26 protein-coding genes and 1 tRNA gene are annotated in these 23,770 nt (G+C 70.0%); 13 read left to right on the top strand and 14 right to left on the bottom strand.

All coding sequences use genetic code 11. The features are described 5' to 3' along the window. Positions 1-11: 11 nt before the first annotated feature. A tRNA-Thr gene (locus BLW81_RS10720) sits at positions 12-87 on the bottom strand. 70 nt (positions 88-157) lie between these two features. Next, complete coding sequence (locus BLW81_RS10715) at positions 158-904, bottom strand: SigB/SigF/SigG family RNA polymerase sigma factor (RefSeq protein ID WP_083410458.1); 747 nt, start codon at positions 902-904, stop codon at positions 158-160. Positions 905-1,081: 177 nt separating this feature from the next. Here BLW81_RS10715 and BLW81_RS10710 point away from each other — a divergent pair, with 177 nt between their 5' ends. After that, entirely contained in the window at positions 1,082-1,882 is an 801-nt protein-coding gene (locus BLW81_RS10710) for an alpha/beta fold hydrolase (protein ID WP_083407148.1), read from the top strand. Next, on the top strand, positions 1,879-3,039 hold the full coding sequence (locus BLW81_RS10705; protein WP_083407147.1) for a PP2C family protein-serine/threonine phosphatase: 1,161 nt from the start codon (positions 1,879-1,881) through the stop codon (positions 3,037-3,039). Before BLW81_RS10710 ends, BLW81_RS10705 begins: the two co-directional genes overlap by 4 nt. A 3-nt stretch (positions 3,040-3,042) precedes the next feature. Here the strand turns inward: BLW81_RS10705 and BLW81_RS29610 are convergent, their stop codons facing one another. Then, complete coding sequence (locus tag BLW81_RS29610) at positions 3,043-3,198, bottom strand: hypothetical protein (RefSeq protein ID WP_173839602.1); 156 nt, start codon at positions 3,196-3,198, stop codon at positions 3,043-3,045. Positions 3,199-3,292: 94 nt separating this feature from the next. Here BLW81_RS29610 and BLW81_RS10700 point away from each other — a divergent pair, with 94 nt between their 5' ends. Beyond that, positions 3,293-3,805: a MarR family winged helix-turn-helix transcriptional regulator gene (locus BLW81_RS10700; protein ID WP_083407146.1), complete on the top strand. Its 513-nt coding sequence runs from the start codon at positions 3,293-3,295 to the stop codon at positions 3,803-3,805. Continuing rightward, positions 3,798-4,214: a DUF5313 domain-containing protein gene (locus BLW81_RS10695; RefSeq protein WP_083407145.1), complete on the top strand. Its 417-nt coding sequence runs from the start codon at positions 3,798-3,800 to the stop codon at positions 4,212-4,214. The genes BLW81_RS10700 and BLW81_RS10695 overlap by 8 nt, the downstream gene beginning before the upstream one ends. 7 nt (positions 4,215-4,221) lie before the next feature. Here the strand turns inward: BLW81_RS10695 and BLW81_RS10690 are convergent, their stop codons facing one another. The 9 genes from BLW81_RS10690 to BLW81_RS10650 form a co-directional block, all read right to left on the bottom strand. Next, on the bottom strand, positions 4,222-5,412 hold the full coding sequence (locus tag BLW81_RS10690; protein WP_083410457.1) for a Dyp-type peroxidase: 1,191 nt from the start codon (positions 5,410-5,412) through the stop codon (positions 4,222-4,224). Continuing rightward, positions 5,405-5,902: a copper chaperone PCu(A)C gene (locus BLW81_RS10685; RefSeq protein ID WP_083407144.1), complete on the bottom strand. Its 498-nt coding sequence runs from the start codon at positions 5,900-5,902 to the stop codon at positions 5,405-5,407. The genes BLW81_RS10690 and BLW81_RS10685 overlap by 8 nt, the downstream gene beginning before the upstream one ends. Next, positions 5,895-7,241: a PepSY-associated TM helix domain-containing protein gene (locus tag BLW81_RS10680; protein ID WP_083407143.1), complete on the bottom strand. Its 1,347-nt coding sequence runs from the start codon at positions 7,239-7,241 to the stop codon at positions 5,895-5,897. Before BLW81_RS10680 ends, BLW81_RS10685 begins: the two co-directional genes overlap by 8 nt. A gap of 126 nt (positions 7,242-7,367) precedes the next feature. Further along, positions 7,368-7,907 carry a hypothetical protein gene (locus BLW81_RS10675; protein WP_083407142.1) on the bottom strand — a complete coding sequence of 180 codons (540 nt, stop codon included), beginning with the start codon at positions 7,905-7,907 and terminating at the stop codon, positions 7,368-7,370. A 20-nt stretch (positions 7,908-7,927) separates the two neighbouring features. Further along, on the bottom strand, positions 7,928-8,692 hold the full coding sequence (locus tag BLW81_RS10670) for a cutinase family protein (protein WP_083407141.1): 765 nt from the start codon (positions 8,690-8,692) through the stop codon (positions 7,928-7,930). A 61-nt stretch (positions 8,693-8,753) separates the two neighbouring features. After that, on the bottom strand, positions 8,754-9,779 hold the full coding sequence (locus BLW81_RS10665) for an NADP-dependent oxidoreductase (RefSeq protein ID WP_083407140.1): 1,026 nt from the start codon (positions 9,777-9,779) through the stop codon (positions 8,754-8,756). A gap of 50 nt (positions 9,780-9,829) precedes the next feature. Continuing rightward, entirely contained in the window at positions 9,830-10,189 is a 360-nt protein-coding gene (locus tag BLW81_RS10660) for a hypothetical protein (RefSeq protein ID WP_083407139.1), read from the bottom strand. A 58-nt stretch (positions 10,190-10,247) separates the two neighbouring features. Beyond that, positions 10,248-11,522 (bottom strand): spinster family MFS transporter, encoded by a 1,275-nt coding sequence (locus tag BLW81_RS10655; protein WP_083407138.1) that lies wholly within the window; start codon positions 11,520-11,522, stop codon positions 10,248-10,250. A gap of 197 nt (positions 11,523-11,719) precedes the next feature. After that, positions 11,720-12,343 carry a M15 family metallopeptidase gene (locus BLW81_RS10650; protein ID WP_083407137.1) on the bottom strand — a complete coding sequence of 208 codons (624 nt, stop codon included), beginning with the start codon at positions 12,341-12,343 and terminating at the stop codon, positions 11,720-11,722. 93 nt (positions 12,344-12,436) lie between these two features. Between BLW81_RS10650 and BLW81_RS10645 the strand changes: the two genes are divergently transcribed. After that, the gene (locus BLW81_RS10645; RefSeq protein WP_083407136.1) at positions 12,437-13,636 is read left to right on the top strand and encodes a cytochrome P450; all 1,200 of its coding nucleotides are present in this window, start codon (positions 12,437-12,439) and stop codon (positions 13,634-13,636) included. Here BLW81_RS10645 and BLW81_RS10640 read toward each other — a convergent pair. Together BLW81_RS10640 and BLW81_RS10635 are read right to left on the bottom strand one after the other, a co-directional pair. Then, the gene (locus tag BLW81_RS10640) at positions 13,593-14,918 is read right to left on the bottom strand and encodes a wax ester/triacylglycerol synthase domain-containing protein (RefSeq protein ID WP_083407135.1); all 1,326 of its coding nucleotides are present in this window, start codon (positions 14,916-14,918) and stop codon (positions 13,593-13,595) included. The genes BLW81_RS10645 and BLW81_RS10640 overlap by 44 nt on opposite strands. Positions 14,919-14,920: 2 nt before the next feature. Beyond that, positions 14,921-15,808, bottom strand: a complete 888-nt coding sequence (locus BLW81_RS10635; RefSeq protein ID WP_235632235.1) for an alpha/beta fold hydrolase — start codon at positions 15,806-15,808, stop codon at positions 14,921-14,923. A gap of 103 nt (positions 15,809-15,911) precedes the next feature. On the opposite strand from BLW81_RS10635, the gene BLW81_RS10630 reads away from it, so the two are divergent. The 8 genes from BLW81_RS10630 to BLW81_RS10595 all read left to right on the top strand — a co-directional run bounded on the left by BLW81_RS10630 (position 15,912) and on the right by BLW81_RS10595 (position 23,769). Beyond that, on the top strand, positions 15,912-17,033 hold the full coding sequence (locus BLW81_RS10630; protein ID WP_083407134.1) for an XdhC family protein: 1,122 nt from the start codon (positions 15,912-15,914) through the stop codon (positions 17,031-17,033). Between the two features lie 71 nt (positions 17,034-17,104). Then, the gene (locus tag BLW81_RS10625; protein WP_083407133.1) at positions 17,105-19,441 is read left to right on the top strand and encodes a xanthine dehydrogenase family protein molybdopterin-binding subunit; all 2,337 of its coding nucleotides are present in this window, start codon (positions 17,105-17,107) and stop codon (positions 19,439-19,441) included. Between the two features lie 16 nt (positions 19,442-19,457). Then, positions 19,458-20,159: an SRPBCC family protein gene (locus BLW81_RS10620; RefSeq protein ID WP_083407132.1), complete on the top strand. Its 702-nt coding sequence runs from the start codon at positions 19,458-19,460 to the stop codon at positions 20,157-20,159. Beyond that, the gene (locus BLW81_RS10615; RefSeq protein WP_083407131.1) at positions 20,156-21,031 is read left to right on the top strand and encodes an FAD binding domain-containing protein; all 876 of its coding nucleotides are present in this window, start codon (positions 20,156-20,158) and stop codon (positions 21,029-21,031) included. Before BLW81_RS10620 ends, BLW81_RS10615 begins: the two co-directional genes overlap by 4 nt. Further along, complete coding sequence (locus tag BLW81_RS10610; protein WP_083407130.1) at positions 21,024-21,494, top strand: (2Fe-2S)-binding protein; 471 nt, start codon at positions 21,024-21,026, stop codon at positions 21,492-21,494. Before BLW81_RS10615 ends, BLW81_RS10610 begins: the two co-directional genes overlap by 8 nt. 19 nt (positions 21,495-21,513) lie before the next feature. Continuing rightward, complete coding sequence (locus tag BLW81_RS10605) at positions 21,514-21,843, top strand: DUF732 domain-containing protein (protein ID WP_083407129.1); 330 nt, start codon at positions 21,514-21,516, stop codon at positions 21,841-21,843. Between the two features lie 37 nt (positions 21,844-21,880). After that, positions 21,881-22,768 (top strand): NAD(P)-dependent oxidoreductase, encoded by an 888-nt coding sequence (locus tag BLW81_RS10600; protein WP_083407128.1) that lies wholly within the window; start codon positions 21,881-21,883, stop codon positions 22,766-22,768. Between the two features lie 20 nt (positions 22,769-22,788). Further along, positions 22,789-23,769: an NAD-dependent epimerase/dehydratase family protein gene (locus BLW81_RS10595; protein WP_083407127.1), complete on the top strand. Its 981-nt coding sequence runs from the start codon at positions 22,789-22,791 to the stop codon at positions 23,767-23,769. The last annotated feature ends 1 nt before the right edge of the window (position 23,770 follow it).

The raw sequence follows: 23,770 nt of genomic DNA, 5'->3' as shown, positions 1-23,770 counted from the left end.
CGACAGAACTGTGGAGCCGCGTGAGAGAATCGAACTCTCGACATTCGCTTTACAAGAGCGATGCTCTACCAACTGAGCTAACGCGGCGGTTGGCTCGTGGAGCCTCCGACATTCTACGACGGCACAGTCCTCGAATCGGTGACCCCTGGCTCGCACCTCAGCTCGCGTTGGCGAGCGCCGTTTCCCCGACCTGACTTCGCAGCGCGTCCAACGCTTTTGCCAGCAGCCGCGACACGTGCATCTGTGAGCACCCGATCTGCTCGGCGATCTGCGACTGGGTCAGGTCCTCGAAGAACCGCAGGGTCAGCACCGCGCGCTGCCGCTCGGGCAGCGCCGCGATCAGCGGCCGGATCGTCTCCACTTCGAGCACCTTGTCGAATCCCGCGTCGTCGCCGCCCAGGCCGTCGCCGAACGAGCTCGAGTCGTCGTCACGGTTGGCGGGCATGTCGGTCGACAGGGTCGAGTAGTTCGACCCGGCGATCACGGCCTGCACCACCTGCTCGCGGTCGACCTGCAAGTACTCGGCGATCTCGCTGGCCGTCGCCGCCCTGCCCAGCGTCTGCGCCAGTTTGCCGCTCGCCTTGTTCACGCGCGACTGCAGGTCCTTGACCGCGCGGGGCACCTTGACCGCCCAGGCGTGATCCCGGAAGTGCCTGCGCACCTCGCCCATCATCGTCGGCACCGCGAACGACAGGAACTCCGCGCCGTTGTCGACGTCAAATCGGTTGAGCGCGTTGACCAAACCGACCCGCGCCGCCTGCACCAGGTCCTCGTGTGCTTCCCCGCGGTTGCGGTAGCGGCGTGCGATGTGCTCGGCCAGCGGCAGGCATCGCGCGCAGATCAGGTCCCGCTGTCGTCGGTAGGCGGCCGACCCCTCGTCGAGGGTCTTGAGGCGACGGAACATCTCGGTCACGTCTGAGTAGTCGCTACTGGGTCCAGCCACGGGTACGTCCGTTCCGCTCGAGGGGAAATTGGCGGGCTCACGGATCTGAACCTGTCCGCCTTGCATACCCACCGGCTGACCAGGCAAAACAAACCCGCGGCCGGCAACGGTGCGCGGCGCGCCATTTAAGCTGCTGACATGGACGTGTGCGCTCGGAACAACATCAAGATCGTTGGCCGAGAAGGGGGACCGCTCCTGCTGCTGGCCCACGGGTTCGGTTGTGACCAGAACCTGTGGCGGCTGATCGTGGACCGCCTGACGCCGACGTTTCGCATCGTGCTGATGGATCATGTCGGCTCCGGCGCCTCCGATCCTCAAGCCTGGGACGACGCGAAGTACGCCACGCTCGACGGCTACGCCGACGACATCGTCGACATCGTGCGCGAACTCGATCTCACGGACGTCGTGTTCGTCGGCCACTCGGTGGCGTCGATGATCGGCGCGCTCGCGACGATCAGGGAGCCGGCCCGGTTCGCGAAGCTGGTGATGGTCACACCGTCGCCGCGCTACGTCGACGATGCCGACTACCACGGCGGGTTCTCCCGCGAGGACATCGACGAACTGCTGGAGTCGATGGACCTCAACTACCTCGGCTGGTCGCAGGCGATGGCGCCGGTGATCATGGGACACCCCGAGCGGCCCGAATTGAGCGACGAACTGGAAGCCTCGTTCTGCCGCACCGATCCCGACCGCGCCCGGGCGTTCGCCCGCGCGACGTTCCTGTCCGACAACCGCGCCGACCTGCCACGCATACCGGTGCCGACCCTGATCGTCGACTGCACCGAGGACGCAATAGCTCCGCGCAGCGTCGGACGGTATGTGCACACCCACGTGCCTGACAGCCGACTCGTCACGCTCAACGCGACCGGACACTGCCCGCACGTCAGCGATCCGGATGTCACCGCCGAGGCGATCGCGGAGTTCGCCGCGCCGGCATGACCGAGATCGACGTCGAAGACCACTGGGAGCACGCGCCCTGCGGTCACGCGATCGCCGAGCCGAACGGGCGGATCCTGCGGGTCAACGCCACGCTGAGCCGGTGGCTCGGATACGGTCCAGATGCCCTGCGCGGCAAGCTGATCACCGACCTGCTCACCGTCGGCGGCCGGATCCACTTCGACACCCACTTCCGCCCGATGCTGCGGATGAGCGGCAAACTCGACGGCGTCACGGTCGATTTCGCGGCGGCCGACGGCTCCCGGCTGCCGATCTTTCTCACCGCGAACGTGAAGACCGACGCCGACGGGCGGGCCGAGCTGTTGCGGCTCACCGCGGTCGACGCCGGCGACCGCCGAAGCTACGAACGAGAGTTGTTGGCGCAGCGGCAGAAAGCCGACACCGAACGCAGCAGGGTGCAGGCCTTCGCCGAAACCCTGCGCCGCTCACTGCTTCCGCCGCTCCTGTCCCCGCCGGCCGGCCTCGACGCCGCCGCCCACTACCACACCGCTTCGGACGACGACGTGGGCGGTGACTTCTATGACCTGTTCCCGCTGACCCGGTCCACATGGGGGTTCTTCCTCGGCGACGTCGCGGGCAAGGGCGTCGACGCGGCCGTCGTCACCGGCCTGACGCGTTACGTCCTGCGCTCGGCCGCCGTGGCCGACCACGATCCGGTCAAGGCGCTGGAGGTGCTCAACTCGGTGCTCATGCAGGACGTCGACATCCGGTCGAACCGGCTGTGCACCGTGATCGACGGGCACGTCACCTCCCGCGGCGACGGGTTCGACGTCGCGCTGGCCAGCGGCGGACACCCGCCGCCGCTGCTGATCGCGGCAGACGGAACGGCCTATTACGCCGACACCGTCGGCGGGCAAGCCGTCGGCGTCACGAACGATCCGCACTTCGTCGCGCACCGGTTCCACCTGGCACCCGGCGACACCATGGTCTTCTACACCGACGGTCTGACCGAGGCCAGCACCGGAACGGGCCGGCGCCGCTACAACGACGAGGGCGCGCTGCTGCGATTCGTCCGATCGCACGCGCCCGCCACCGCACAGCAGATCGTCGACGCCATCCGCGACCTGTTGACCAGCTTCGGCGCCGGCGTCAAAGACGATGCCGCGGTGCTCGCACTGGGAGTGCCCGCGCCGGGCTGATCGTCAAGTCTCGTCGGCGACGTCGTGGCGGTCCTGGTGCCCGCCCGGCGCCTCGGGGTCGTCGTTGCGATGGTCGAGCTCGTCCTGCAGTTCGCGTTGCTCCTCGGTCACCTTGGTCGCGTCCTTGGGAACCGCGGGCGGGTCATTCTCTGCTGCCATACCGACGGTGTCACCGGCCTGCGCCGCGCCGAAACACGCCGCTGTGACCGGATCGACATTGCTAGGGCACTAACTATTCGTCCACTATGGTTTTGTGACCACCACCGCCGACACCGAGATCGATCCCCTGGCGCTCGAACAGCAGGTCTGTTTCGCGTTGGCGGTCACCAACCGGGCGGTGCTGGCGGTCTACCGGCCTCTGCTCGAGCCGTTGGGCCTCACCCATCCGCAGTACCTGGTGATGCTCGCGCTGTGGGATCACGAGAAGTCCGCCGCCGGGGCCGAGACGGCGCCGCTGTCGGTCAAGGACATCGCCGCCGCCCTGCAGTTGGACTCGGCGACGCTCTCGCCGATGCTCAAGCGACTGGAGTCGCTGGGATTGATCACCCGCACCCGTCGTGCCGACGACGAGCGCGCCACCGACGTGCGGCTCACCGACGCCGGTGTGCAGCTGCGCCAGCGGGCACTCGAGATCCCGCCGACCGTCGTGCGCCGCCTCGGCGTCGACCTCGACGAACTGGAACGTCTTCGCAACGCGCTGACGCGCGTGAACACCGCCGCCCGCGCCGCGGGCGCACTCGACAACGACAAGGAGCAACGTGGCTGACGCGCGCCCCAACCTCATTCAGTACATCGGCTATTCGTACGGACGCCGCCTGCCCGACTCGATGCGCGACTGGGTGGCCCGCGACCTCGCCGGGCCGGGCGCCGTGCGCCGGCACATGATCCGCATGGCGATCCCACCGCTGCTGATCCTCGCGCCGTTCTGGTTACTCCCCGCCTCCTTCTACGTCCACCTGGAAATGACCGCGCCCATTTACATCTGGGCGATCCTGATGGCCCTGGCACTGAACAAGGTGTGGCGCAGGCACCGGCTGGCCCAGCACGGCCTCGACCAGAACATGGTCGACGAGATCAAGCGGCAGAAGGATGCGGCGATGCACGAGGACTACATCCGGCGCTTCGGCCCGCGGCCCGAAGAGGCGCGCTGGCAGCAGAACAGCAGCCCGTTCTGACCGACGGTCACAGCAGCGCCTGGCCCAGGTGCTCCCCCGGCCGGAACCCCGGCAGGATGGCGAATGTCGCCGAGCCGACCGTGGTGATCCACTCGTTGAGCGCATCGGATTGCGCCAGCCGCCGCTGGACCGGCACGAACTGACGTGCCGGATCCCGTTGATATGTCGCGAAGATCAGGCCGCTGTCCGTGATGTGCCCCGCGGGCGGGGCGTCGTCGAAGTTGTAGGGCCTGCGCAGGAACTGCTCGTCGGCACGGCGGGGGCGGGCCAACGCGATATGGGAGTTGGGCGGGATCACCGGGATACCGTTCCTACTCGCCGCGAAGTCGGGCTGGTCGGTTTCCAGGTCCCCGGTCAACGGTGCACCCGAGTCCAGTCGACGTCCGACCGCGAGCTCTTTCGACTGCCGGTCGAGTTCATCCCAGGTGTCCATCTCCGCGCGGATCCGCCGCACCACCATCACGGTGCCTCCTGCGAACCACGGCTGATCGGATCCGTCGTCCCAGACGAGCCGGTCGAACCCGGCGGCGTCGGCGATGGTGGCGGTGCCGTCGACCTGCCCCATGAGGTTGCGCATCGAACCACCCGCACCGTGCGCATGTCGAAAACCGTTCTGCCGCCAGCGTTGTCGGGTCACCGCCCGCACGTTCTTGAGCAGCACGCGACTCGCATGCGCGACGGTGACCAGGTCGTCGGCACAGATCTGCAGGAGCAGGTCGCCGCCGCACCACCGCGGCTGCAGCCGGTCCGTGGAGAAGCCTGGCACCTCCGTGACCGAGCGGGGTCGCCTGTGTGCGAGGCCGACCCGGTCGAACACGCTCGGACCGAGCCCGACCGTCACCGTCAGGCGTGCGGGCAGGTGTGCGAGTTCGGGTTCGGTGTCCGCCAGCGCCGGTCTGCCCTCGGCCAGCCGGGCGATGTCCGAACTCCACAGCCGCAGGACCGCTTCGAGGGTTTCGCGCGGCCCGCGACCTTGTTGCGGGAGCAGATCCAGCGCCACGAACACCGCATGGGTTTGCGGCGGTGTCGCCACCCCGGCCTGGTGCGCCCCGTGCACGGGTTCGGTTTCAGTACCGAAATCCCGTGCGGCCGTCGCCTTGTCGACTGAACTGCACGTCGTCAGGGTCGCGCCTGCCGCCACCGCCGCGGCGCCTCCGGTGAGCAGGCGTCGCCGACTGAGTCCTTGCGGTTCACCCATGGTCATGGGAAGGCGCGCCCTGGTACGGCTCCGAGGCGCCGGCGAAGTCACGGACCTGCGCGGTGACCGGCAACGTGGAACCGTCTTCGAAGGCGACCGTCACGGTCACGTCGGAGCCCGGTGTCAAGGGATGCTTCAAGTCCATCAGCATCAGGTGATCGCCGCCGGGCACGAGTGCGTGTGTGCCGCCGGCCGGGATCGTCAGCCCGCCGGGCTTCGGCCGCATGGTTTTCGCGCCGTCGGTGTCCGACACCACTTCGTGGATCTCGACGCGCGCGGCGTCCGTGGAGTCGCCGGACACCAGGACGGCGTCGCGCTGTCCGGCGTTGGTCAGGGTGCCGAACACCGCGGCCATGCCGGTTTCCGCCGCCGTCGCCCACGCATCCTCGACGGTGACGAGCGCTTCGTCGTGACCCTGTTCGGGGCTCGTGCAGCCGCCGGCCAGAAGCACGCAGACGGCCGCCGCGGCCAGGAGTCGTCCGCTACGCATCGGCAGTCTCCTTGCGTCGCTTCACCGCACCGACGACGACGTCCACGATCACGAACGCGGCCAGCGTCAGCCCGAACAGCGGCAGCGCCCAGCCGATGCCGACCCCCGCCACGACCAGCAGGGCGGCAGCCAGCGGGTGCAGGCGGCGCAGTGTGCCGCGCAGCGGCGGACGCCCGAGCACCCGCCCGCGCGTCGGCCGCCGTCGCCACCACATCGTGTAGCCACGGACCACGACCGTGATCAACCCAATGGCGGTCAACGCCAACAGGATCTGGTTCGGCAGCCCGAACAACACTCCCATGTGCGCGTCGATCGCCCAGTTCGTCAGCTTCGCCAGCAGCGGCCAGTCGGCGAAGTCGACGCGGTCGGTGACGGCTCCCGATGCCGGGTCGACGACGACCGCGTCGTAACGCGTCGGCCAGTCCCGCTTGTTCTCCGCGATCTCCCAGCCGTGTCCCGCACCGGCCGGCGGATACATCCACAGCGGGCCGGCAAGGCCCGCATCGGTCGCCGCCCGCAGCGCGACGTCCGCTCCGCCCGGCGTGTCAAAGCCCGCCGACCGGGGCAGTGCCGTGTCGACCGCCGGCGCCGTGGTGTTCAACCGCTGCTGCAACAGGTTGACCGTCTCACCGCCGTAGCGTGACCAGGTGATGCCGGTGACCGACAGACCCAGCAGCGCGACGATGATCCACACCCCCACCGCGCCATGCCAGGACAGGGTCCGACGGCGCCCTCCCGAGTCGCGGTCCGGCGCGGCGATGCGGCGCAACCTGCCGGTGTCGCGACGATGCAGGACCCACAGCACCAGACCTGCCAGCGAGATCACCCACAGCCAGCTGGCCGCCAGCTCGCTGTAGTTCCGGCCGAGCGCGCCCAGATGCAGGTTGCGATGCAGTTCGTCGAACCAGGCCCGCACCGGCAGCCATTCGCCGTAGGTGGTGAGCGCACCGCGCACCTCACCGGTGTAGGGGTCGACGAACACCGTGCGCGCGTAGTCCGGCGGCACATCGTCGACGGCCAGCCGGATCCGGGTGGTGTCGTCAGCGGCGGCGGGCGGACGGATGCTCTCGATCGCACCCTCGGGATGAGCGGCACGCGCCGCGCGCAGCTGCTCGGCGAGGGGCAGCCGCTGCCCGCCCACGTGCTCGACCGTGAGTTCGTGCCGGTGTACGGCGCTGTCGATCTGGGGGATCACCGCGTACAGCAGACCGGTGACGGCGGCGATCAGGATGAACGGGCCGACGAAGACGCCGGCGTAGAAGTGCAGCCGCGTCAGCAGCGGCCGTAGCCCGCCGGGTGGTCGCTGCCGCACAGGGGTTTGTTCAGGGATGGTCGTCATGACAGAGGTGACTTTCGTGCCGGCGGTGCGCGAAAAGCATTCGGCGCACCGGAGATTGAGGTGACTCGAAGGGCCGCACGCAGCGGCCATCGGCGGCCGGGACGGCCGCGACATTCGAAGCGACGGCTAAGCCGTCGCGAACCTCACCGGCGGAGCCCGCATACCGAGCCCCGACGAGATCAGGACCGGCCGGGCGACAAGAACTTTCGTGAAACGACGCGATGTGCGCGCGCGTGGCCGCACGCCGAGCGTCGCGTACACCCGTAGCCAGCGCAGCACGGACGCGCACACCACATAGAGGTGCTCGACGGCGACGATCCCCGCGCCGAGCACCACCGCGGCGCCGACATGGGCCGCGACCATCACCGGTGTCAGCCCGAACGCCGCGTGGTGATGCCCGCCGGCGAGCAGGAACACGACGTGGCCCAGGGCCTGTGCGAGACCCAGCGCAGCGACCACCGCGGTGATTCGCGCACGCCGGTCATCGAGAGTGATACGCGCGAGCACGGCGCCGACCGTGCCGCACACGAGGATCGCCACCGCCAACGACGTGCCGCCGGGCATCTCACCGCCCGCGGCGATGTGGGCCACAGCGCTCACCGCGGCAGAGGAGACGCCGACGAGTCCGCCGCGCACCCGGCGCGCACGTGTCCTCGGCGTGCTCACCGCCGAAGCGTACTAAAGGTTCAGCGAGCGGGCGCTGCCGCCGGTGCCGGTTCGGCGTCCGCCGGTGCCGGCGCCAACCGTCCGACGGCGTAGGCCGCGCCCTCGTTCGTCATCCCGTTGAAGCCGTAGGACGCGTGCGCGAAGCTCGGGCCGCCGACCGGTGCGCCGTTGCAGATCGTGTCGCCCTCGGCGCACAGGTCGAGGGTCTTGCCGGTGTACGACGGGCCGATGACGATCGGCGGTGCGCCGATGTCCCGCAAAAACTGCGGCGAGGGCTTGCCGAACAGCACGACCGCGGCGACGTGGTCGGCGATCTCGGGCGGCATCGGGTTCGGGATGAACTCGCGGTACTCGGCGGGGATCTCCTGCGGAATCTCCGCCGCGGTGGTGAAGCCCGCGACGGCCGCGCCCTGGGAAAAGCCGCCGAGCACGATGCGGGTGTCCGGGCACGCCGTAGCCGTCGACTCGACCTTGCCCGCCGCGTCGCGGATGCCGTCGACGACGGTCCGCGCGAACTGGATGCGGTTGTTGAAGTCGCTGCTGGCCGGATAGTTCACCGCGTACACGTCGACCGAGCGCGGCGCGGCCTGCGCGCGGACCGCGTCGACGAACGACTGCCCGATCCCGCCGACGCCGACGGGTTCACCCGTGCCGCGAGCGAACACCACCTGCACGTCGGGGCACGCGGGCGGCGGCTGCGCCGCGGCGAGCGGGACCGGTGCGCCCAGCAGCGCACCGAAAGCAGCGGTCACACCAACCATCCGAGCCATCCGGCGAGCGCTCATGCAGGTACTCCTTCAAGATCTGTCCGACAACAGCGATCGAGATACCCGGATCGAAAGCACCTCAACCACCGGCGCTCGGCTCGCTGATCTTGACCAACATCTTGCCGATGTTGGCGCCGGTGAACAGCCCGTTCATCGCATCCACACACGATTCGATGCCCTCGAAGATCGTCTGCCGGTGCACCAGCCTGCCCTCCTGCGCCCACTGCCGCAGCGGCCCGAACGCCTCGCCGAAACGCCCCCACTCGTCGAGCGCGTTGAAGCCCTGCATCAGCGCGGTCTTCGACAGCAGGTTCACGTAGTTGGCCGGACCCGGATGCTCACCGGTCAGGTAACTGGAGATGACACCGCACAACACGACACGGGCCTTGTGCGCCAGCCGGCCCAGCACCGCATCGAGGATCGGCCCGCCGACGTTGTCGAAGTACACGTCAACACCCTTGGGGCAGTGCGACTTCAACGCCGCCGCCAGATCGCCGTCGCGGTAGTCGATACAAGCGTCGAAACCGAAGTCCTCCACCACCGCCCGGCATTTCTGCGGACCGCCCGCGATGCCGACGACCCGGGCGCCGGCGATCTTGGCGATCTGCCCGGCCACCGATCCGGTGGCGCCGGCCGCCGCCGACACCACGACGGTCTCGCCCGGCTGCGGCTTGCCGATGCCCATCATCCCGAAGTACGCGGTCGCGCCCGTCGGCCCGTACACCGACATCACCGCGAGCTGGTCGACGTCGGGACCGGGCACCGGGGTGGTGAAGATGTCATCGCGGCTGATGACGTACTCCTGGAACCCGGTGAGCGTGGTGACGACGTCGCCGACGGTGTAGGCGTCACAGCGCGACGCCACCACCTCGCCGATGCCTGCGGCCCGGATCACCTCACCGAGCTGCACCGGCGGCAGATAGCCCGGCTGGTCGTTGAGCCAGGTGCGGGCCGCGGCGTCGATACCGACATAGGTGGTACGCACCAGTGCCTCACCCTCGGCGGGTTCCGGAGCGGGCAGGCTGATCAGCTCGGTGTCGTCCGGCTGCACCAGCCCGGTGGGTCGGCGACGCAACACGATCTGGCGATTCATCAGCTCGGCCACGAAGGCGAAGCTACGTCATGCCGCGCCGGAAATCAGCGACCTCGGCCGGGTTACTGCTGCCCGAAGAGCGGATTCTGTTGTGCCGCCGGACGTGCCTGCCCTTGCTGCGACACACCCTGAACGAGCGCGTTGAGCAACGGGTTCTCCTTCACCAGCTGACGCTGATCCTCTTCCGAGAGCTCGTAGAAGGTCCACAGTCCCCACGCGGCCGGCCGGACGTACAGCGTCACCTTCTGCCGGCGGCCCCTGGCCTGCGGGAGCACGGCGGGCACCGGCACGACGCGGTCGAGGGTCACCGCGCTGGACAGTTCCTGCGCGAGCTTCTCGATGTCCACCGCCTCTTGGAGTTCATAGGCCGCCGACTGGTGGGTCTGGTGGGCCGAGCCCTGCAGAGCGAGAAACTGCGCCATCCACGTCTCCTTTGCTGTCGATATCAACGACACAGTAAACAGGCCCGCAGCCGCGTGGTCACGGGGTGTCGACGATCTCGCGGGTGAACCGCCGGCTGGCGAGGAGATAGCAGCAGATCGCCACGATCTGGAAGACCGGGACGATCAGCAGCGCCCGGCCGAGCGATTCGGCGCCCAGATCGGCTTTGAGGGCGTCGCTGAACACACCGGTCAGGAACGGGCCCGCCGACCCGACGACCGCGCTGAAGAACAGGAAGATCGCCGACGCGGTGGCCCGTTGTTCGACGCGGGCCAACCGCTGGATCGCCGCGATCGACGGCGCCATGTACGCGGTTCCGACGACATAGCTCAGCGAGATGAACCAGATGCACAGCGTCTGGCTGCCGACCGTGAACGCCAGCGCCGAGAACGGCAGCATCGCAGCGGTCACCGCGGCCACCAGCCACAGCGGCCACCGGGGATCCCGCGCGGCCAACCGGTCGGCGATACGGCCCACGACGAGCAGGCCGAGGATGCCGGTCAACCCGCTGGCGATGCCGTAGTGCACCCCGACTTCGCCCAGTTCCATCCCCCGCGCGCGCACCAGATACGCGGGGGCGAAGGCCGTCAGCGAGTAGCCCGCGACCGAGATGCACGCCGCGCCCGCGACGATGACCACGAAGCTGGGTTTGCGCAACAGGTCGGTGGCGCTCGCCAGCCCACCGCGCTGTGCGGGCGCGGCGGGCATCGACTGCCTGCGGCCGAGCGCGAGCAGCACCAGCGGCGCGAACAGCACGCTGATCGCCCCCATCACCACGAAAGCCATTCGCCAGCCCAGAGATTGGGCCAGCAGGCCGCCGCCGATCAGGCTGGCTGCGCTCGCCAGCGGGATCGACAGGGTGATCACCGCCAGCGGCGCGGCGCGGCGGTCGGGCGCGAAGTTACGCGCCACATAGGCGTGCGCGGCGGGCGTGCTACCCGCCTCCCCCACCGCCACGCCGACGCGGGTGAGCGCGAGCTGAAAACCGGATTGGACCGCGCCGCCGAGCATCGTCATCGCGCCCCACAGCGTCAGACAGGCCGAGATCACCAGCCCGAACGCGCCGCGGTCGGCGATCCGGGCGATCACCAGGCCCAGCACCGCGTACACGGCCAGAAACCCGAACCCGTTGATGACGCCGAGTGCGGTGTCCGACAGGGCCAGATCGCTGCGGATCGGTTCGGCGAGGACCGCGGGCAGGAACCGGTCGGCGTAGTTGAGGGTGCCGACGACGGCGAGCAGGACGACCGCCGCCCACGCCCGCCGGGCGCTGTGGGTGTCGGTGTCGGCCGGGAGCGTGTCAGTGGTAGCCATGTCGTACGGCAGCTTTCCAAATCCGTCCCAGATTTGGGATTGATTTCCGAGGGACGGGGTACATAGGCGGCATGCTCGAAGCCGATGAGACAACCGCGGTAGCTGTTTGCGGGGGATGTGGTTATCCGACGCTCGGGCCGAATCTGTGCCACTACTGCCAGGCGGTGTCCGCCGACCCGACGGCGGCCTGACTACGCCTAGTTGAGCGGCGCGTCGAGGATCGGCCGCGGCGTGTACGCACCGGGCGCGTCGAAGTGCCACCACTCGCCCTTGTAGACCGTCAGGCCGCCGGCGGCCATCGCGTCGCGCAGCCGGGCCCGGTTCGCCTGCGCCTCGGGGCTGACGCCGTCCGTCGCGTAAGCGTTTGCGCGCGGGGTGAATTCGTCGAAACCGGTGCCCATGTCCAGGAGCGCGCCGTCGCGTGCGACGGTCACGTCGACCGACAGACCCGCCTCGTGGCTCTTGGCATACGGGCCCGGCCGCGACACCCAGCCCGGCTCGCTGACCGCGTCGTACATCCGCACCTGCACCTCGTGCGGCCGGTAGCAGTCCCAGAACACCAGCACCTCACCGGAGGAGCGCAGCACATCCGCGGCGGCGGTCAGCCGCGGCGCCATCGAGGCATCCACCAGACACCGTGCGTCGGCGGGATACATCTGCTCGCCGACGAAGTTGTCGGCGGTGGCGTAGCGCAGGTCGATGATCGCGTCGGGCACCACGTCCCGGACGTCGACGAGGGCCGGGTCCGCCGCGACGGGCGCGACGGCCACAGCGGCGGTCGCCACCACGGCCACCGTCGCGGCCAGGCCGGTGCCGCGCATCGCGTCCCCTCTCCCGTTGGAGTAGTGCCCTACGCTAGCCCGCTGTCGCGCTGCGAACCGAGCATCGGAGGTGATCACTGCGAGGAGGTCACCATGGCTCTGGCCGACATGCCGACGCTGTCCTACGAAGACGCGCCGAGCGCCCATGAAGCCCACCGCCGCATCGCCGAGGCGCGCCGCGCGACCGCGGTGGCGCAGGGAGCGCACGGCCCGGAACTGCTGACGTACGAGGCCGCGCACGCCGCGCTGCGCGACCCCCGGATGAGCATGCCGCCCGGGCTCGGGCTGAAAGCGCAGGGCATCACGTCGGGGCCGCTGTGGGACCGGGCCGTCACCAGCCTGCTCAGCATCAACGGCGACGACCACACCCGGCTGCGCCGGCTGGTGTGCAAGGCGTTCACCCCGCGCTCGGTGAACCGACTCGAGGCCACCATCACCGACATCATCGGCGGACTGGTCGACCCGCTGCTGCCGGCCGGCCGCTGCGAGGTGGTCGAGGACATCGCCCGCCCCTATCCGGTGCCGGTGATCGCCGAACTGCTGGGCGCCCCGAGCGAGGACGCGAAGTTGTTCTCGGAGTGGGCCGACGACTTCTTCAAGCTGTTCGCCTGGAACGTCGCCGAACACGAACCGGTGATCCTGCAGGCGTGGGGTGAACTCGACGAGTACATCGACGCGATGGTCGCCGACCGGCGCACGTCGCTGACCGACGACCTGATCTCGGAGCTGATCCGCGCCGAAGACGACGGTGACCGGCTGACGATCGAGGAGTTGCGGATGCTGGCCGCCGGAATCCTGATGGCGGGCACCGACACCACCCGCAACCAGCTGGCGGCCGCGGTGGACGTGCTGTGCGATCACCCCGACCAGTGGGAGCTGCTCGCCGAGCACCCCGAGCTCGCGATGAACGCGGTCGAGGAACTGATGCGGTTCTATCCCGTCGTGTTCGGCGCGATGCGGATGACGACCGAGGACGTCGAATATGCGGGCGTCGAGATTCCGGCGGGCACCTTCGTTCTGGTCAACACGGCCAGCGCCAACCGCGACCCGGCGACTTACGACGATCCCGACACCCTCGACATCACCCGACGGGGCGCGGCGCCGATGCAGACGTTCGGGGCGGGCGCGCACTACTGTCTCGGGGCCAACCTCGCCCGCCGCGAACTGGCCGAGGCGCTGGTGGTGATGGCGAGCCGGATGCGCAATCTGCGCCGCGCCGGGCCCGCGATATGGAAGCCGTTGGTGGGCATCACCGGTCCGGCGAAGGTTCCGATCGAATTTGACGTGCGCTGACCGCGTCGCGGATCTCGGCGAACGCCGCGACGAACGCGTCGGTCGCTGCGTGCACATCGTCGAACAGCAGGTCGTCGCACAGCACCGAGATGTTGAGCTGGTCGACGTAGCTCCACACCGTGACGTTCATCGCCGAGCCGGCGGCCAGCGGGCCGACCGAGTAGATCTCGGTGACCACCGCCCCCGCGATGCGGCCGCGCTCGCGGGGACCGGGCACGTTGGAGACGATCAGGTTGAACAACTGGTTCGGCGCCTCGCGGCGCGATGTCCAGGCGAACGTGGCCCGCATCGCCGCGGGCGGGACGTAGCGCAGCCAGGTGCCGACGGTCGCGGGTCCGAGCAGCCGGTGGTCCTCCTTGGCGATGCCGGTCGCCGTCTGGATCAGCCGGATCCGCTCCAGCGGGTCGGCGATCTGCACAGGCAACGAGACCAGCATGGTGCTCAGCTCGTTGCCGGAGATCCGGTCCGGTGACGCGTCGGTGGCCGCGGGCACCGACGCGATGAGCGCATCGTCGGCGCGGCCTTCGCCGTGTTCGAGCAGCAGCGTGGCGGTAGCGAACGCGCGCCCCGGCGAGAGCTTGCGGTTGAGGAAGGTGGGCGGCGGCTTGAACCGCTCGGCGAGGTCGGGGTGACGGCGGCGACGACGGGCTCGCCGCTGCAGCCGGTAGGCGCCGGCGACACCGTCTTTCACGGCGGCAGGCAGTGCGGCCAACCGGCGCAGATGGTCCCGGCCGGCGAAGACCAGAAGCGTTGCGGCAGAGAGGTTTTCGGGGTCCGAACGGGCGGCCGGGATGGCCGCGTCCTGCTGTGACCAGTCCATCGCGCGGGCCATCAGGTTGGCCGAGGCGACCCCGTCGGCGAGCGCATGGTGCACCTTGCCGATGACGGCGACGCGGTTCTCGGCGACGCCTTCGGCGTAGTACAGCTCCCACAGCGGCCTGCTGCGGTCCAGCGGCGTGCTCGCGATCCGGCCGATCAACGCGTCGAGCCCGGCCCGCCCGCCCGGTGCGGGGACGTCCACCCGCCGCACGTGGTGGTCGAGGTCGACCTCGGCGCCTTCCCGCCACACCGGCCGGTGCAGGCGCAGCGGCACGTCGACGAGTTCGTACCGCAGCGGATCGAGCGCAGGCAGCCGCGCCCGCAGGATGCCGACGAACGCGTCGAACGTCGGCGCACCGGCGAACTCCGAGGTGTCGATCACCGCGATCTTCAGCGTGTGCTGGTGCACGTTGGGCGTCTCGCTGGACAGCAACAGCGAGTCCCAGCCGCTCAGGGGCTTCACCGCTAGCCCTCTGCGCTCCTGTACCGCTCGGTCGCCGGAAGGCGGTCGCGGACCGACTCCACCGCCGCGACCAGTCCGGCGACGAACTTCTCTGAGGCGAAGGTGCAGCCCGCGTGTCCGGCGTCCACCTCGACGGTCACCGCGTCGGGGATGCGGTCGGCCAGCCAGCGCTGCCTGCTCACACCGAACGCGCGGTCGCGCAGGGTCACCAGCACGGCCGTCGGCACGTCGACCTCGTGGATCCATTTCGTCGAGTCGAAACGGATGTCCTCCGCGATCGCCCGGGTGATCGCGCCGGGCGACGTGCTGCGCACCTGGCCGAGGATCCACTGGTGGTCGCGCAGGTAGCCTTGTGTCAGCGCCGCTCCCGGCGCCAGTCGGCGCGCCGGCGGGCTCAGCGACTCGAGCAGCGCGGCGAACAGTCCGGTCGCGACCCTCTCGTAGCTCGCCCGGTTCACCGCCGCCGCGGCGGCGCACAACACCAGCCCGTCGACGCGCGACGGGTGCCGCCGCCACACCAGTTGCGCGACCAGCGAACCCATCGAGTAGCCGACGGGAACGACCGTCGACACGCCCAACACGTCGGCGAGCGCCACGACGTCGTCCGCGCAGTCCTCGAGGAGGAACCGCGGCGTGTCGATGCCCTGCCCGTGACCGCGTTGGTCGAAGACGACGACGCGGCCGAACCGGCGCAGGTGCGCCAGCGCGGGGTACCAGGTCATCACGCCGGTGCAGGCCACCGAGTGCAGAAGCACTAACGTCGGGCCGTCATGCGGGCCCGAGTCGATGACATAGGTGGCGCCCCGGCCGGGGAGGTCCACCACGCGGCCGTCCGGAACTTCGCCGACCGGTGCCACCGCGGGCAGCGACGGTAGCCGCGGGATCCTCAACTTCGGGGTGTACCAAGCGATACAGCCATTACAGCACGACTCGTCAGAGTCACGCCGCCGATCGCTGAGCACTCGCCCAGCGGGACGGGCTTACACTGCGAGCGTGCGCGACGTGCTCGACGATTTGCTGGCCGTGTGGCGGGCCGGCGGCACCGCCGGTGTGGCCACCGTCGTGCGCACGATGCGCTCGGCGCCCCGCCAGCCGGGCGCCACCATGGTCGTCTCCCCCGACGGCACGGTCGCCGGTTCGGTCTCGGGCGGCTGCGTGGAGGCCGCGGTCTACGAACTGGCCAACGAGGTGGTCTCGTCCGGGCACCCCGAACTGCAGCGCTACGGCGTCAGCGACGACGATGCGTTCGCGGTCGGTCTCACCTGCGGCGGCATCATCGACATCTTCGTCGAGCCGACGTCGCGCGACACCTTCCCGCAACTGCAAGCCATCGCCGACGACATCGCCGCGCACCGGCCGACCGCGGTCGCGACCGTCATCGCGCATCCCGACCAGGACCGCATCGGCAGAAGGCTGGTCATCGGCACCGACACCGTGGACGGCTCGCTGGGCTCGGCGCGTGCCGATGCCGCGGTCACCGACGACGCCCGCGGGCTGTTGGCCGCCGGGCGCACCGGCGTGCTCGCGTACGGCCCCGACGGGCAGCGCCAGGAGTCGGGCATGGAGGTCTTCGTCGCCAGCCACGCGCCCGCGCCGCGGATGCTGATCTTCGGGGCGATCGACTTCGCGAGCGCGCTGACCCAGCAGGCCGCGCTGCTCGGCTACCGGGTGACGGTGTGCGACGCCCGGCCGGTGTTCGCGACCCCGGCCCGGTTCCCGGGCGCCGAGGAGGTCGTCGTGATGTGGCCTGACCGCTATCTCGCCGAACAGGCCGAACAGGGGGCGATCGACGCGCGCACCGCGATCTGCGTGCTCACCCACGACCCCAAGTTCGACGTGCCCGTGCTGCAGGTCGCGCTGCGCCTGCCCGAGGTCGGGTACATCGGCGTGATGGGCTCGCGGCGCACCCACGAGGACCGGATGCAGCGGTTGCGCGAGGCCGGCCTCGGCGACGCCGAACTGAGCCGGCTGGCGAGTCCGATCGGGCTGGATCTGGGCGCCCGCACCCCCGAGGAAACCGCGGTGTCTATCGCCGCCGAGATCATCGCCCGCAGGTGGGGCGGCGGCGGGCGGCCGCTGAGCGGAACCGACGGCCGCATTCATCACGAGCCGTGAGACACGACTTATGGAAATGTCGTTCTCGAATGCGATAACGTCACTCTTACACGGCGAGGAAGGGTGATCGGGTGACTTCTGCTTCTGCGGAGAAGGTCGCGACCCGCTATGCGGGCACACGCGTTCCGCGCGTCGAGGACAACCGGCTGCTGACCGGGCACGGCACCTTCGTCGACGACGTCGTGCGGCCGGGCATGCTGCACGCCTGCTTCGTGCGCAGCCCGTTCGCCAGGGCCACGATCAAGGGCATCGACGCGTCGGCGGCGCTTGCGATGCCCGGGGTGCACGCGGTGTTCACCGCCGCCGACCTCAACCCCGACGTGAAAGAGGCCTGGCACGCGGTGGCGGGCAAGGACGTCGCCGACACTCCCCGCCCGCCGCTCGCCGAAGGTGAGGCGAAGTTCGTCGGCGATCCGGTCGCCCTCGTCGTCGCCGACAGCCGCTACCTCGCCGAGGACGCCGCGGAGGCCGTCGACGTCGACTACGAACCGCTGCCCGCAGTCGCCGATTTCACGCAAGCCGTCGGGTCCCCGGTGGTCGTGCACGAGCAGTACCCCGACAACGTCGCGGGCGGCATGGGCGGTGCGCCGCCGGACGAGGAGACGTTCGCCAACGCCGCGCACGTCGCCTCCGCCAACGTCTATCAGCAGATCTATGCGCCCGTGCCGATCGAGTGCCGCGGCCTGGTGGTCGAATGGACCGCTGCCACAGAGGAACTCACGATGTGGGCGTCGACGCAGACGCCGCACGAACTGCGCGCGTTCTGCGCGCGCCTGCTCGGCATCCCGGCGCACAACGTGCGGGTCATCATGCGCGACACCGGCGGCGGGTTCGGCCAGAAGGTCGTGCCGATGCGCGAGGACATGTGCATCATGCTTGCGGCGCGCAAGGTTCCGGCCCCGCTCAAATGGATCGAGGACCGCCGCGAGAACCTGATGTCGGCCGGGCAGGCCCGCCACGTCGACGGCAACGTGCGGATGGCGCTCGACGAGGACGGCGCGATCCTGGCGGTCGACATCGACTTCGCCTACGACATCGGCGCCTACCCGACCCCGTACCCGGTGTTGACCACCGCCGCGGTCGGCATGTTCTTCCCCGGCCCGTACCGGGTGCCCAAGGCCAGCTTCAACTACAAGACGGTGTTCTCCAACACCGCGGGGCTGGCGGCCTACCGCGGCCCCTGGCAGTACGAAACCCTCGCTCGCGAAATCCTTTTCGACATCGCCGCCCGCAAGGCGGGCATCGACCCGGTCGAGCTGCGCCGCCGCAACATCCTGCGCGGCGACGAGATGCCGTACTTCAACCCCAACGGCATGCCGTATGACCACGTGGCGCCGGCCGACACCTTCGAGCAGGCCGTCAAGATCCTCGACCACGAGGGCTTCCGCAAGGAGCAGGCCGACGCGCTGGCCGAGGGCCGCTACCTCGGCCTGGGCTTCTCGGCCTACATCGAGCCGACGGGCGCGGCGACTGGGCACCTCGGCACCGAGGGCTGCACGATCCGGATGGAACCCACCGGCAAGATCAACGTGTACGTCAACGGCGGGTCGACCGGCAACAGCATCGAGACCACCGTCGTGCAGTTGACCGCCGACGCACTCGGCGCCGACATCGGCGACGTGTCGACGATCCAGGGCGACACCGCGGTCACGCCGTACGGCGCGGGCACGCAGGGCAGCCGCAGCGGACCGATGACCGCGGGCGCCGTCGCCGAGGCGGGCGCCATCCTGCGCAAGCAGCTCATCGCGATGGCGGCGGCGCGGCTGGAGGTCGACGCCGCCGACGTGGAGCTGGCCGGCTCGCGCGCTGTCGCGGTCGGAGATCCGGACAAGAGCGTGACGTTCGCCGATCTGGCCTACCGCGCGTACTACGAACCGCAGCAGCTGCCGCCGGGCGTCTCGTCGTCGCTGGAGGCGACGGCGCGGTTCGCCTCGCCACCCGAGGCGATGATCCACTGGGCCAACGCCACTCACGCGTGCACCTGCGAGGTCGACATCGAGACCGGCCGGGTCACGCTGACCCGCTACATCGTCAGCGAGGACGTCGGCCCGATGATCAACCCGAACGTCGTCGAGGGCCAGATCGCCGGCGGCACGGTGCAGGGCATCGGCGGTGCGCTGCTCGAGGACATGACCTACGACGCCGACGGCAATCCCCTGTCGAGCACGTTCGTCGACTACCTGCTGCCCACGGCCACCGAGGTGCCCGCGATCGAGTACGGCCACGTCGAAATCCCCGGCCCCGGCGTCGGCGGCTACAAGGGCGTCGGCGAGGGCGGCGCCATCGGCGCGACGCCCGCGGTCATCAACGCCATCAACGACGCGCTGGCACCCCTGGGTGTCACGATCACCCGCCTGCCCGCCAGCCCTGCCGCGATCGTCGAGGCGATCGAGCAAGCCCGGAAGTAACGAGGATGGATCAAACATGGAGTTGAACAACGAGTTCCGGGTCGCGGTTCCGGCCGCCAAGACGTGGGAGGTGCTGACCGACGTCGAGCGCGTCGCGCCGTGCCTGCCCGGCGCCACCCTGCTGTCGGTGGACGGCGACGAGTTCACCGGCGCGGTCAAGGTGAAGGTCGGCCCGATCACGGTGTCCTACAAAGGCGTTGCGGCCTTCCAGGAAAAGGACGCCGCGGCGCAGCGGGTCGTGCTGCGGGCCGAGGGCAAGGAGACGCGCGGCAACGGCAACGCCGCGGCCACCGTCACCGCCCAACTCAAGGACGAGGGCGACTCGACCAGCGTGGTGATCAACACCGACCTCACCATCTCCGGTAAGGCCGCGCAGTTCGGCCGCGGGGTGCTCGCCGACGTCGCGTCCAACCTGATCGGCCAGTTCGCCAAGGCGCTGGAGGCCAGCGTGCTCGGTGACGCGGCGCCCTCCTCGGCGAGTACGGCGGCACCGACCGCCGAGACGGCCACCGTCTCCGCGCAACCCGACGCCGGCGATTCGATCGACATGCTCAAAGTCGTTGCGCTGCCGTTGGCCAAGCGCGCCGCGCCGGTCGCCGCGGCCGTCGCCGGCGGTGCACTGGTCGGCTTCCTGGTCGGCCGACGGCGCAAGAAGGCACCCGCCGCGGTGCTCGCCGACGATCTGCAGGCCGTGCTGGCGCGGCTGCTGACGTCATGAAGGCCGCCCCGTTCGCCTACCACCGGCCCGACTCGGTGAAGGAGGCGGCCGACCTGCTCGCCGAGTTCGGCGACGACGCGAAGATCCTCGCCGGCGGCCAGAGCCTGGTGCCGATGCTGGCGATGCGGCTGACGTATTTCGAGAACCTCATCGACATCTCGCGCATCGACGAACTGCGCAGCATCGACCTCGTCGACGGTGCGATCCGTGTCGCCGCCGGCACACCGCACGCGTATGTGGGCCTCGATGACGAAGTGGCCGAATCGGTTCCGCTGCTGACGCTGGCGACCCCGCACATCGGGCACTTCCAGATCCGCACCAGGGGAACGCTGGGCGGCGCGATCGCGCACGCCGACCCGGCGGCGGAGTACGCGGCCGTCGCCCTGGCGCTGGACGCGACGATGGACGTGGTGTCGTCGACCGGATCGCGGCAGATCGCTGCCACGGACTTCTTCACCGGGCTCTGGGAGACCTCGCTGCAACCCGGCGAGATCCTGACCGCGGTGAACTTCCCCGTGCGCGGCGCGCGGTCGGGGTTCGGGCTGGAGGAATTCGCCCGCAGGCACGGCGATTTCGCGATCGCCGGCGCCGCGGTGGCGGTCGACCTCGACGACGACGACCGGGTGCGACGCTGCGGCATCGGGCTGCTGGGTCTGGGTTCGACGCCGCTGCGCGGCACCGCCGCCGAGGAGGCGATCACCGGCCGCCCGGTCGGTGACATCACCGCCGAGGAGGTCGGGCGGCTCGCCCTGACCGGTCTCGACGACATCCCGTCCGATCTACAGGGGTCGGCGGCCTACCGCGCCAAGGTCGGCGCGACCATGGTCGCGCGGGCCTGGACAGCAGCCACCACGGAGGCACTCGATGCATGACATGCCGGTCAAAGTGACGGTCAACGGGCGCACTTTCGCCGCGACCGTGGAGCCGCGACTGACCCTCGCCGACTTCCTGCGCGAGAAGTGCGGCCTGACCGGGACCCACCTCGGCTGTGAACACGGCGCCTGCGGCGCCTGCACGGTGCTGCTCAACGGCGACGCCGTGCGCGCGTGCCTGATCTTCGCCGTGCAGGCCGACGGCATGGAGGTCACCACGGTCGAGGGCATCGGCGGACCCGACGGTGAACTCTCGCCGGTGCAGGCGGCGATGCGCGAATGCCACGGCCTGCAGTGCGGGTTCTGCACACCGGGTTTCGTCACGTCGATCACCGCGCTGCTGCGCGACAACCCCAAACCCACCGACGAGGAGATCCGCGAGGGGCTGTCGGGCAACTTCTGCCGGTGCACCGGGTATCAGGGCATCGTCAATGCCGTACATCGTGCGGCGGAACTGACCTAAGGCGTACGCTTTGCCGACGATGAGGCGTTTCCTGTGCGCGGCACTGATCGCGCTGACCGCCTGCGTCGGACTGGCCGCGCCTGCCGTCGGACAGACGCAGGAGCAGATCGACCAGGCGTTCCTCACCGCGCTCGGTGAGCGCGGTGTCCCGGTCTCCGACGACGCCAAGGCACTCGAACTGGCGCACCAGACGTGCGATCTGCTCAACAACGGCGGCACCACCGACGCGGCGCTGCAGTTGATCCAGAAGGCCCAGAAGAAGTGGTCCCGCGACGACGTCGTCACCTTTGGTGGGCTCGCGCTCTACGCGTACTGCCGGGAGCATCTGCCACCCGCGCCGGCACAGTAACGCGCGCGCCGGTCGCCGAACCGGCATCGTGGAGCCCATGGAAATCGGGTTCATCGGTCTGGGCAACATGGGCGCCGCGATGGCGGCCAACCTCGTCGGCGCGGGGCACCACGTCACCGTGTACAACCGCTCGGCGGACAAAGTGTCGGCGCTCGTCGAGCGCGGCGCCGCGCCGGCGGCCTCCGTCGCCGAGGCGTGCCGCGGCGACATCGTGGTCTCGATGCTGGCCGACGACGCCGCGGTCGAGGCGGTCGCGCTGTCCGACGGCGGTATCTGTTCGGCGCTCGCACCGGGAGCGGTGCACGTGTCGTGCAGCACGGTCAGCGTCGCGCTCACCGACCGGTTGACCGCCATTCACGCCGAGGCCGGCCAGCGCTTCGTGTCGGCACCGGTGTTCGGCAGACCCGAGGCCGCCGCGGCGGCCAAACTGTTCGTCGTCGCCGCCGGCGACCCGGCGGCCGTCGAAGACGCCGCGCCGGTGTTCGAAGCGGTCGGGCAGCGCACGTTCGTGGTCTCCGACGAACCGCGGGCGGCTTGCCTGATCAAGCTGAGCGGCAACTTCCTGATCGCGTCGGTCATCGAGGCACTGAGCGAGGCGATGGCACTGGTCGCGAAGGCGGGAGTCGGTAAACAAGACTATCTGGACATCCTGACGTCGACGTTGTTCGACGCGCCGGTGTACCGCACCTACGGCGGGCTGATGGCCCGCGGGCAGTTCGAGCCCGCCGGTTTCGCGGCCACCCTCGGCCTCAAGGACGTCCGGCTGGCGTTGGCCGCGGGTGAGCAGTTCAACGTTCCGCTGCCGATCGCCAGCCTGGTGCGCGACCGGTTCCTGACCCTGCTCGCCCACGGGGGCGGCGAGCTCGACTGGTCGGCGCTGAGCACCATCGCCGACCTGGAGTCCGGCGGCCACCCGCCGCGCTGACTTCGATACGATCAGCCCTCATGCTGATCGCCGTCACCGGAGGCACCGGCTACGTCGGTGCCCACTGCGTGCGCGCGCTGCTAGTCGCCGGCCACCGTGTCCGGCTGCTCGTGGCCCCCGACGCGCAGGGCGCCCCGATTCTCGCCCGGCTGGCCGAGATCGGCGACGTCGAGACGGTCAGCGGCGACATCAGGCAGACGGCCACGGTCGACGCGCTCCTGGACGGCTGCGACGCGGTGCTGCACGGCGCCGGTGTGGTCGGCACCGACAAACGCCGCACGACGCTGATGTGGGAGGTCAACGCCCACGCCACCGAGTCGGTCCTGACACGCGCGGTGGCCACGGGGCTGGACCCGGTGGTGTCGGTCAGCAGCTACAGCGCGCTGTTCCCGCCGCCCGACGGGGTGATCGGCCCGGACACACCGACCACTCCGGGCCGCAGCCCGTACGCCAAGACCAAGGCGTACGCCGACCGGGTGGCCCGGCGGCTGCAGGCCGACGGCGCGCCCGTGGTCGTCACCTACCCGTCGAGCGTGGTCGGGCCCGCGTTCCACACCGCCCCCGGTGTGACCGAACGCGGCTGGGGGCCGCTGGTCCGGATGGGTGTCGCACCGCGGTTGCGCGGTGGCATGCAGATGATCGACGTGCGCGACGTCGCCGATGTGCACGTGGCGCTGATGGCGCCCGGCCGGGGACCGCGACGGTACGTGTGCGGTGGCGAACTGGTCTCGTTCAACGACATGATCGCCGCGCTGGAACGTGGCACCAACCGTCGCTTCCGGCGAATCCCTTTGAGCCAAGGCGCTTTCCGTGCTCTCAGCCGGTTCGGGGAGGCGTTGTCGAACGTCGTCGACCTCGGTGACGGCCTGACGTATGAAGCCGCGCTGTTGCTCACCGCGGCGACGCCGACCGATGATTCGGCCACGCTCGGTGATCTCGGCCTGACGTGGCGGTCGCCGGTCGAGGCGATCGTCGCGTCCTTCGCGGCGTCGGTCCCCTGAC

This window comes from Mycolicibacterium rutilum (genome assembly GCF_900108565.1).
Lineage (GTDB): Bacteria > Actinomycetota > Actinomycetes > Mycobacteriales > Mycobacteriaceae > Mycobacterium > Mycobacterium rutilum.
This window is presented reverse-complemented; position numbering and strand designations above follow the sequence as displayed.

Excerpts from the sequence above, each read along its gene's own strand:
- BLW81_RS10610 (WP_083407130.1), top strand. The coding sequence starts at position 21,024 with ATGCATGACATGCCGGTCAAAGTGACGGTCAACGGGCGCACTTTCGCC.
- BLW81_RS10605 (WP_083407129.1), top strand. The coding sequence starts at position 21,514 with ATGAGGCGTTTCCTGTGCGCGGCACTGATCGCGCTGACCGCCTGCGTC.
- BLW81_RS10660 (WP_083407139.1), bottom strand. The coding sequence starts at position 10,189 with ATGGCGCAGTTTCTCGCTCTGCAGGGCTCGGCCCACCAGACCCACCAG.
- BLW81_RS10710 (WP_083407148.1), top strand. The coding sequence starts at position 1,082 with ATGGACGTGTGCGCTCGGAACAACATCAAGATCGTTGGCCGAGAAGGG.
- BLW81_RS10655 (WP_083407138.1), bottom strand. The coding sequence starts at position 11,522 with ATGGCTACCACTGACACGCTCCCGGCCGACACCGACACCCACAGCGCC.
- BLW81_RS10620 (WP_083407132.1), top strand. The coding sequence starts at position 19,458 with ATGGAGTTGAACAACGAGTTCCGGGTCGCGGTTCCGGCCGCCAAGACG.
- BLW81_RS10645 (WP_083407136.1), top strand. The coding sequence starts at position 12,437 with ATGGCTCTGGCCGACATGCCGACGCTGTCCTACGAAGACGCGCCGAGC.
- BLW81_RS10595 (WP_083407127.1), top strand. The coding sequence starts at position 22,789 with ATGCTGATCGCCGTCACCGGAGGCACCGGCTACGTCGGTGCCCACTGC.
- BLW81_RS10690 (WP_083410457.1), bottom strand. The coding sequence starts at position 5,412 with ATGGGTGAACCGCAAGGACTCAGTCGGCGACGCCTGCTCACCGGAGGC.
- BLW81_RS10615 (WP_083407131.1), top strand. The coding sequence starts at position 20,156 with ATGAAGGCCGCCCCGTTCGCCTACCACCGGCCCGACTCGGTGAAGGAG.
- BLW81_RS10600 (WP_083407128.1), top strand. The coding sequence starts at position 21,881 with ATGGAAATCGGGTTCATCGGTCTGGGCAACATGGGCGCCGCGATGGCG.
- BLW81_RS10705 (WP_083407147.1), top strand. The coding sequence starts at position 1,879 with ATGACCGAGATCGACGTCGAAGACCACTGGGAGCACGCGCCCTGCGGT.
- BLW81_RS10715 (WP_083410458.1), bottom strand. The coding sequence starts at position 904 with ATGTTCCGTCGCCTCAAGACCCTCGACGAGGGGTCGGCCGCCTACCGA.
- BLW81_RS10670 (WP_083407141.1), bottom strand. The coding sequence starts at position 8,692 with ATGAGCGCTCGCCGGATGGCTCGGATGGTTGGTGTGACCGCTGCTTTC.
- BLW81_RS29610 (WP_173839602.1), bottom strand. The coding sequence starts at position 3,198 with ATGGCAGCAGAGAATGACCCGCCCGCGGTTCCCAAGGACGCGACCAAG.
- BLW81_RS10650 (WP_083407137.1), bottom strand. The coding sequence starts at position 12,343 with ATGCGCGGCACCGGCCTGGCCGCGACGGTGGCCGTGGTGGCGACCGCC.
- BLW81_RS10685 (WP_083407144.1), bottom strand. The coding sequence starts at position 5,902 with ATGCGTAGCGGACGACTCCTGGCCGCGGCGGCCGTCTGCGTGCTTCTG.
- BLW81_RS10680 (WP_083407143.1), bottom strand. The coding sequence starts at position 7,241 with ATGACGACCATCCCTGAACAAACCCCTGTGCGGCAGCGACCACCCGGC.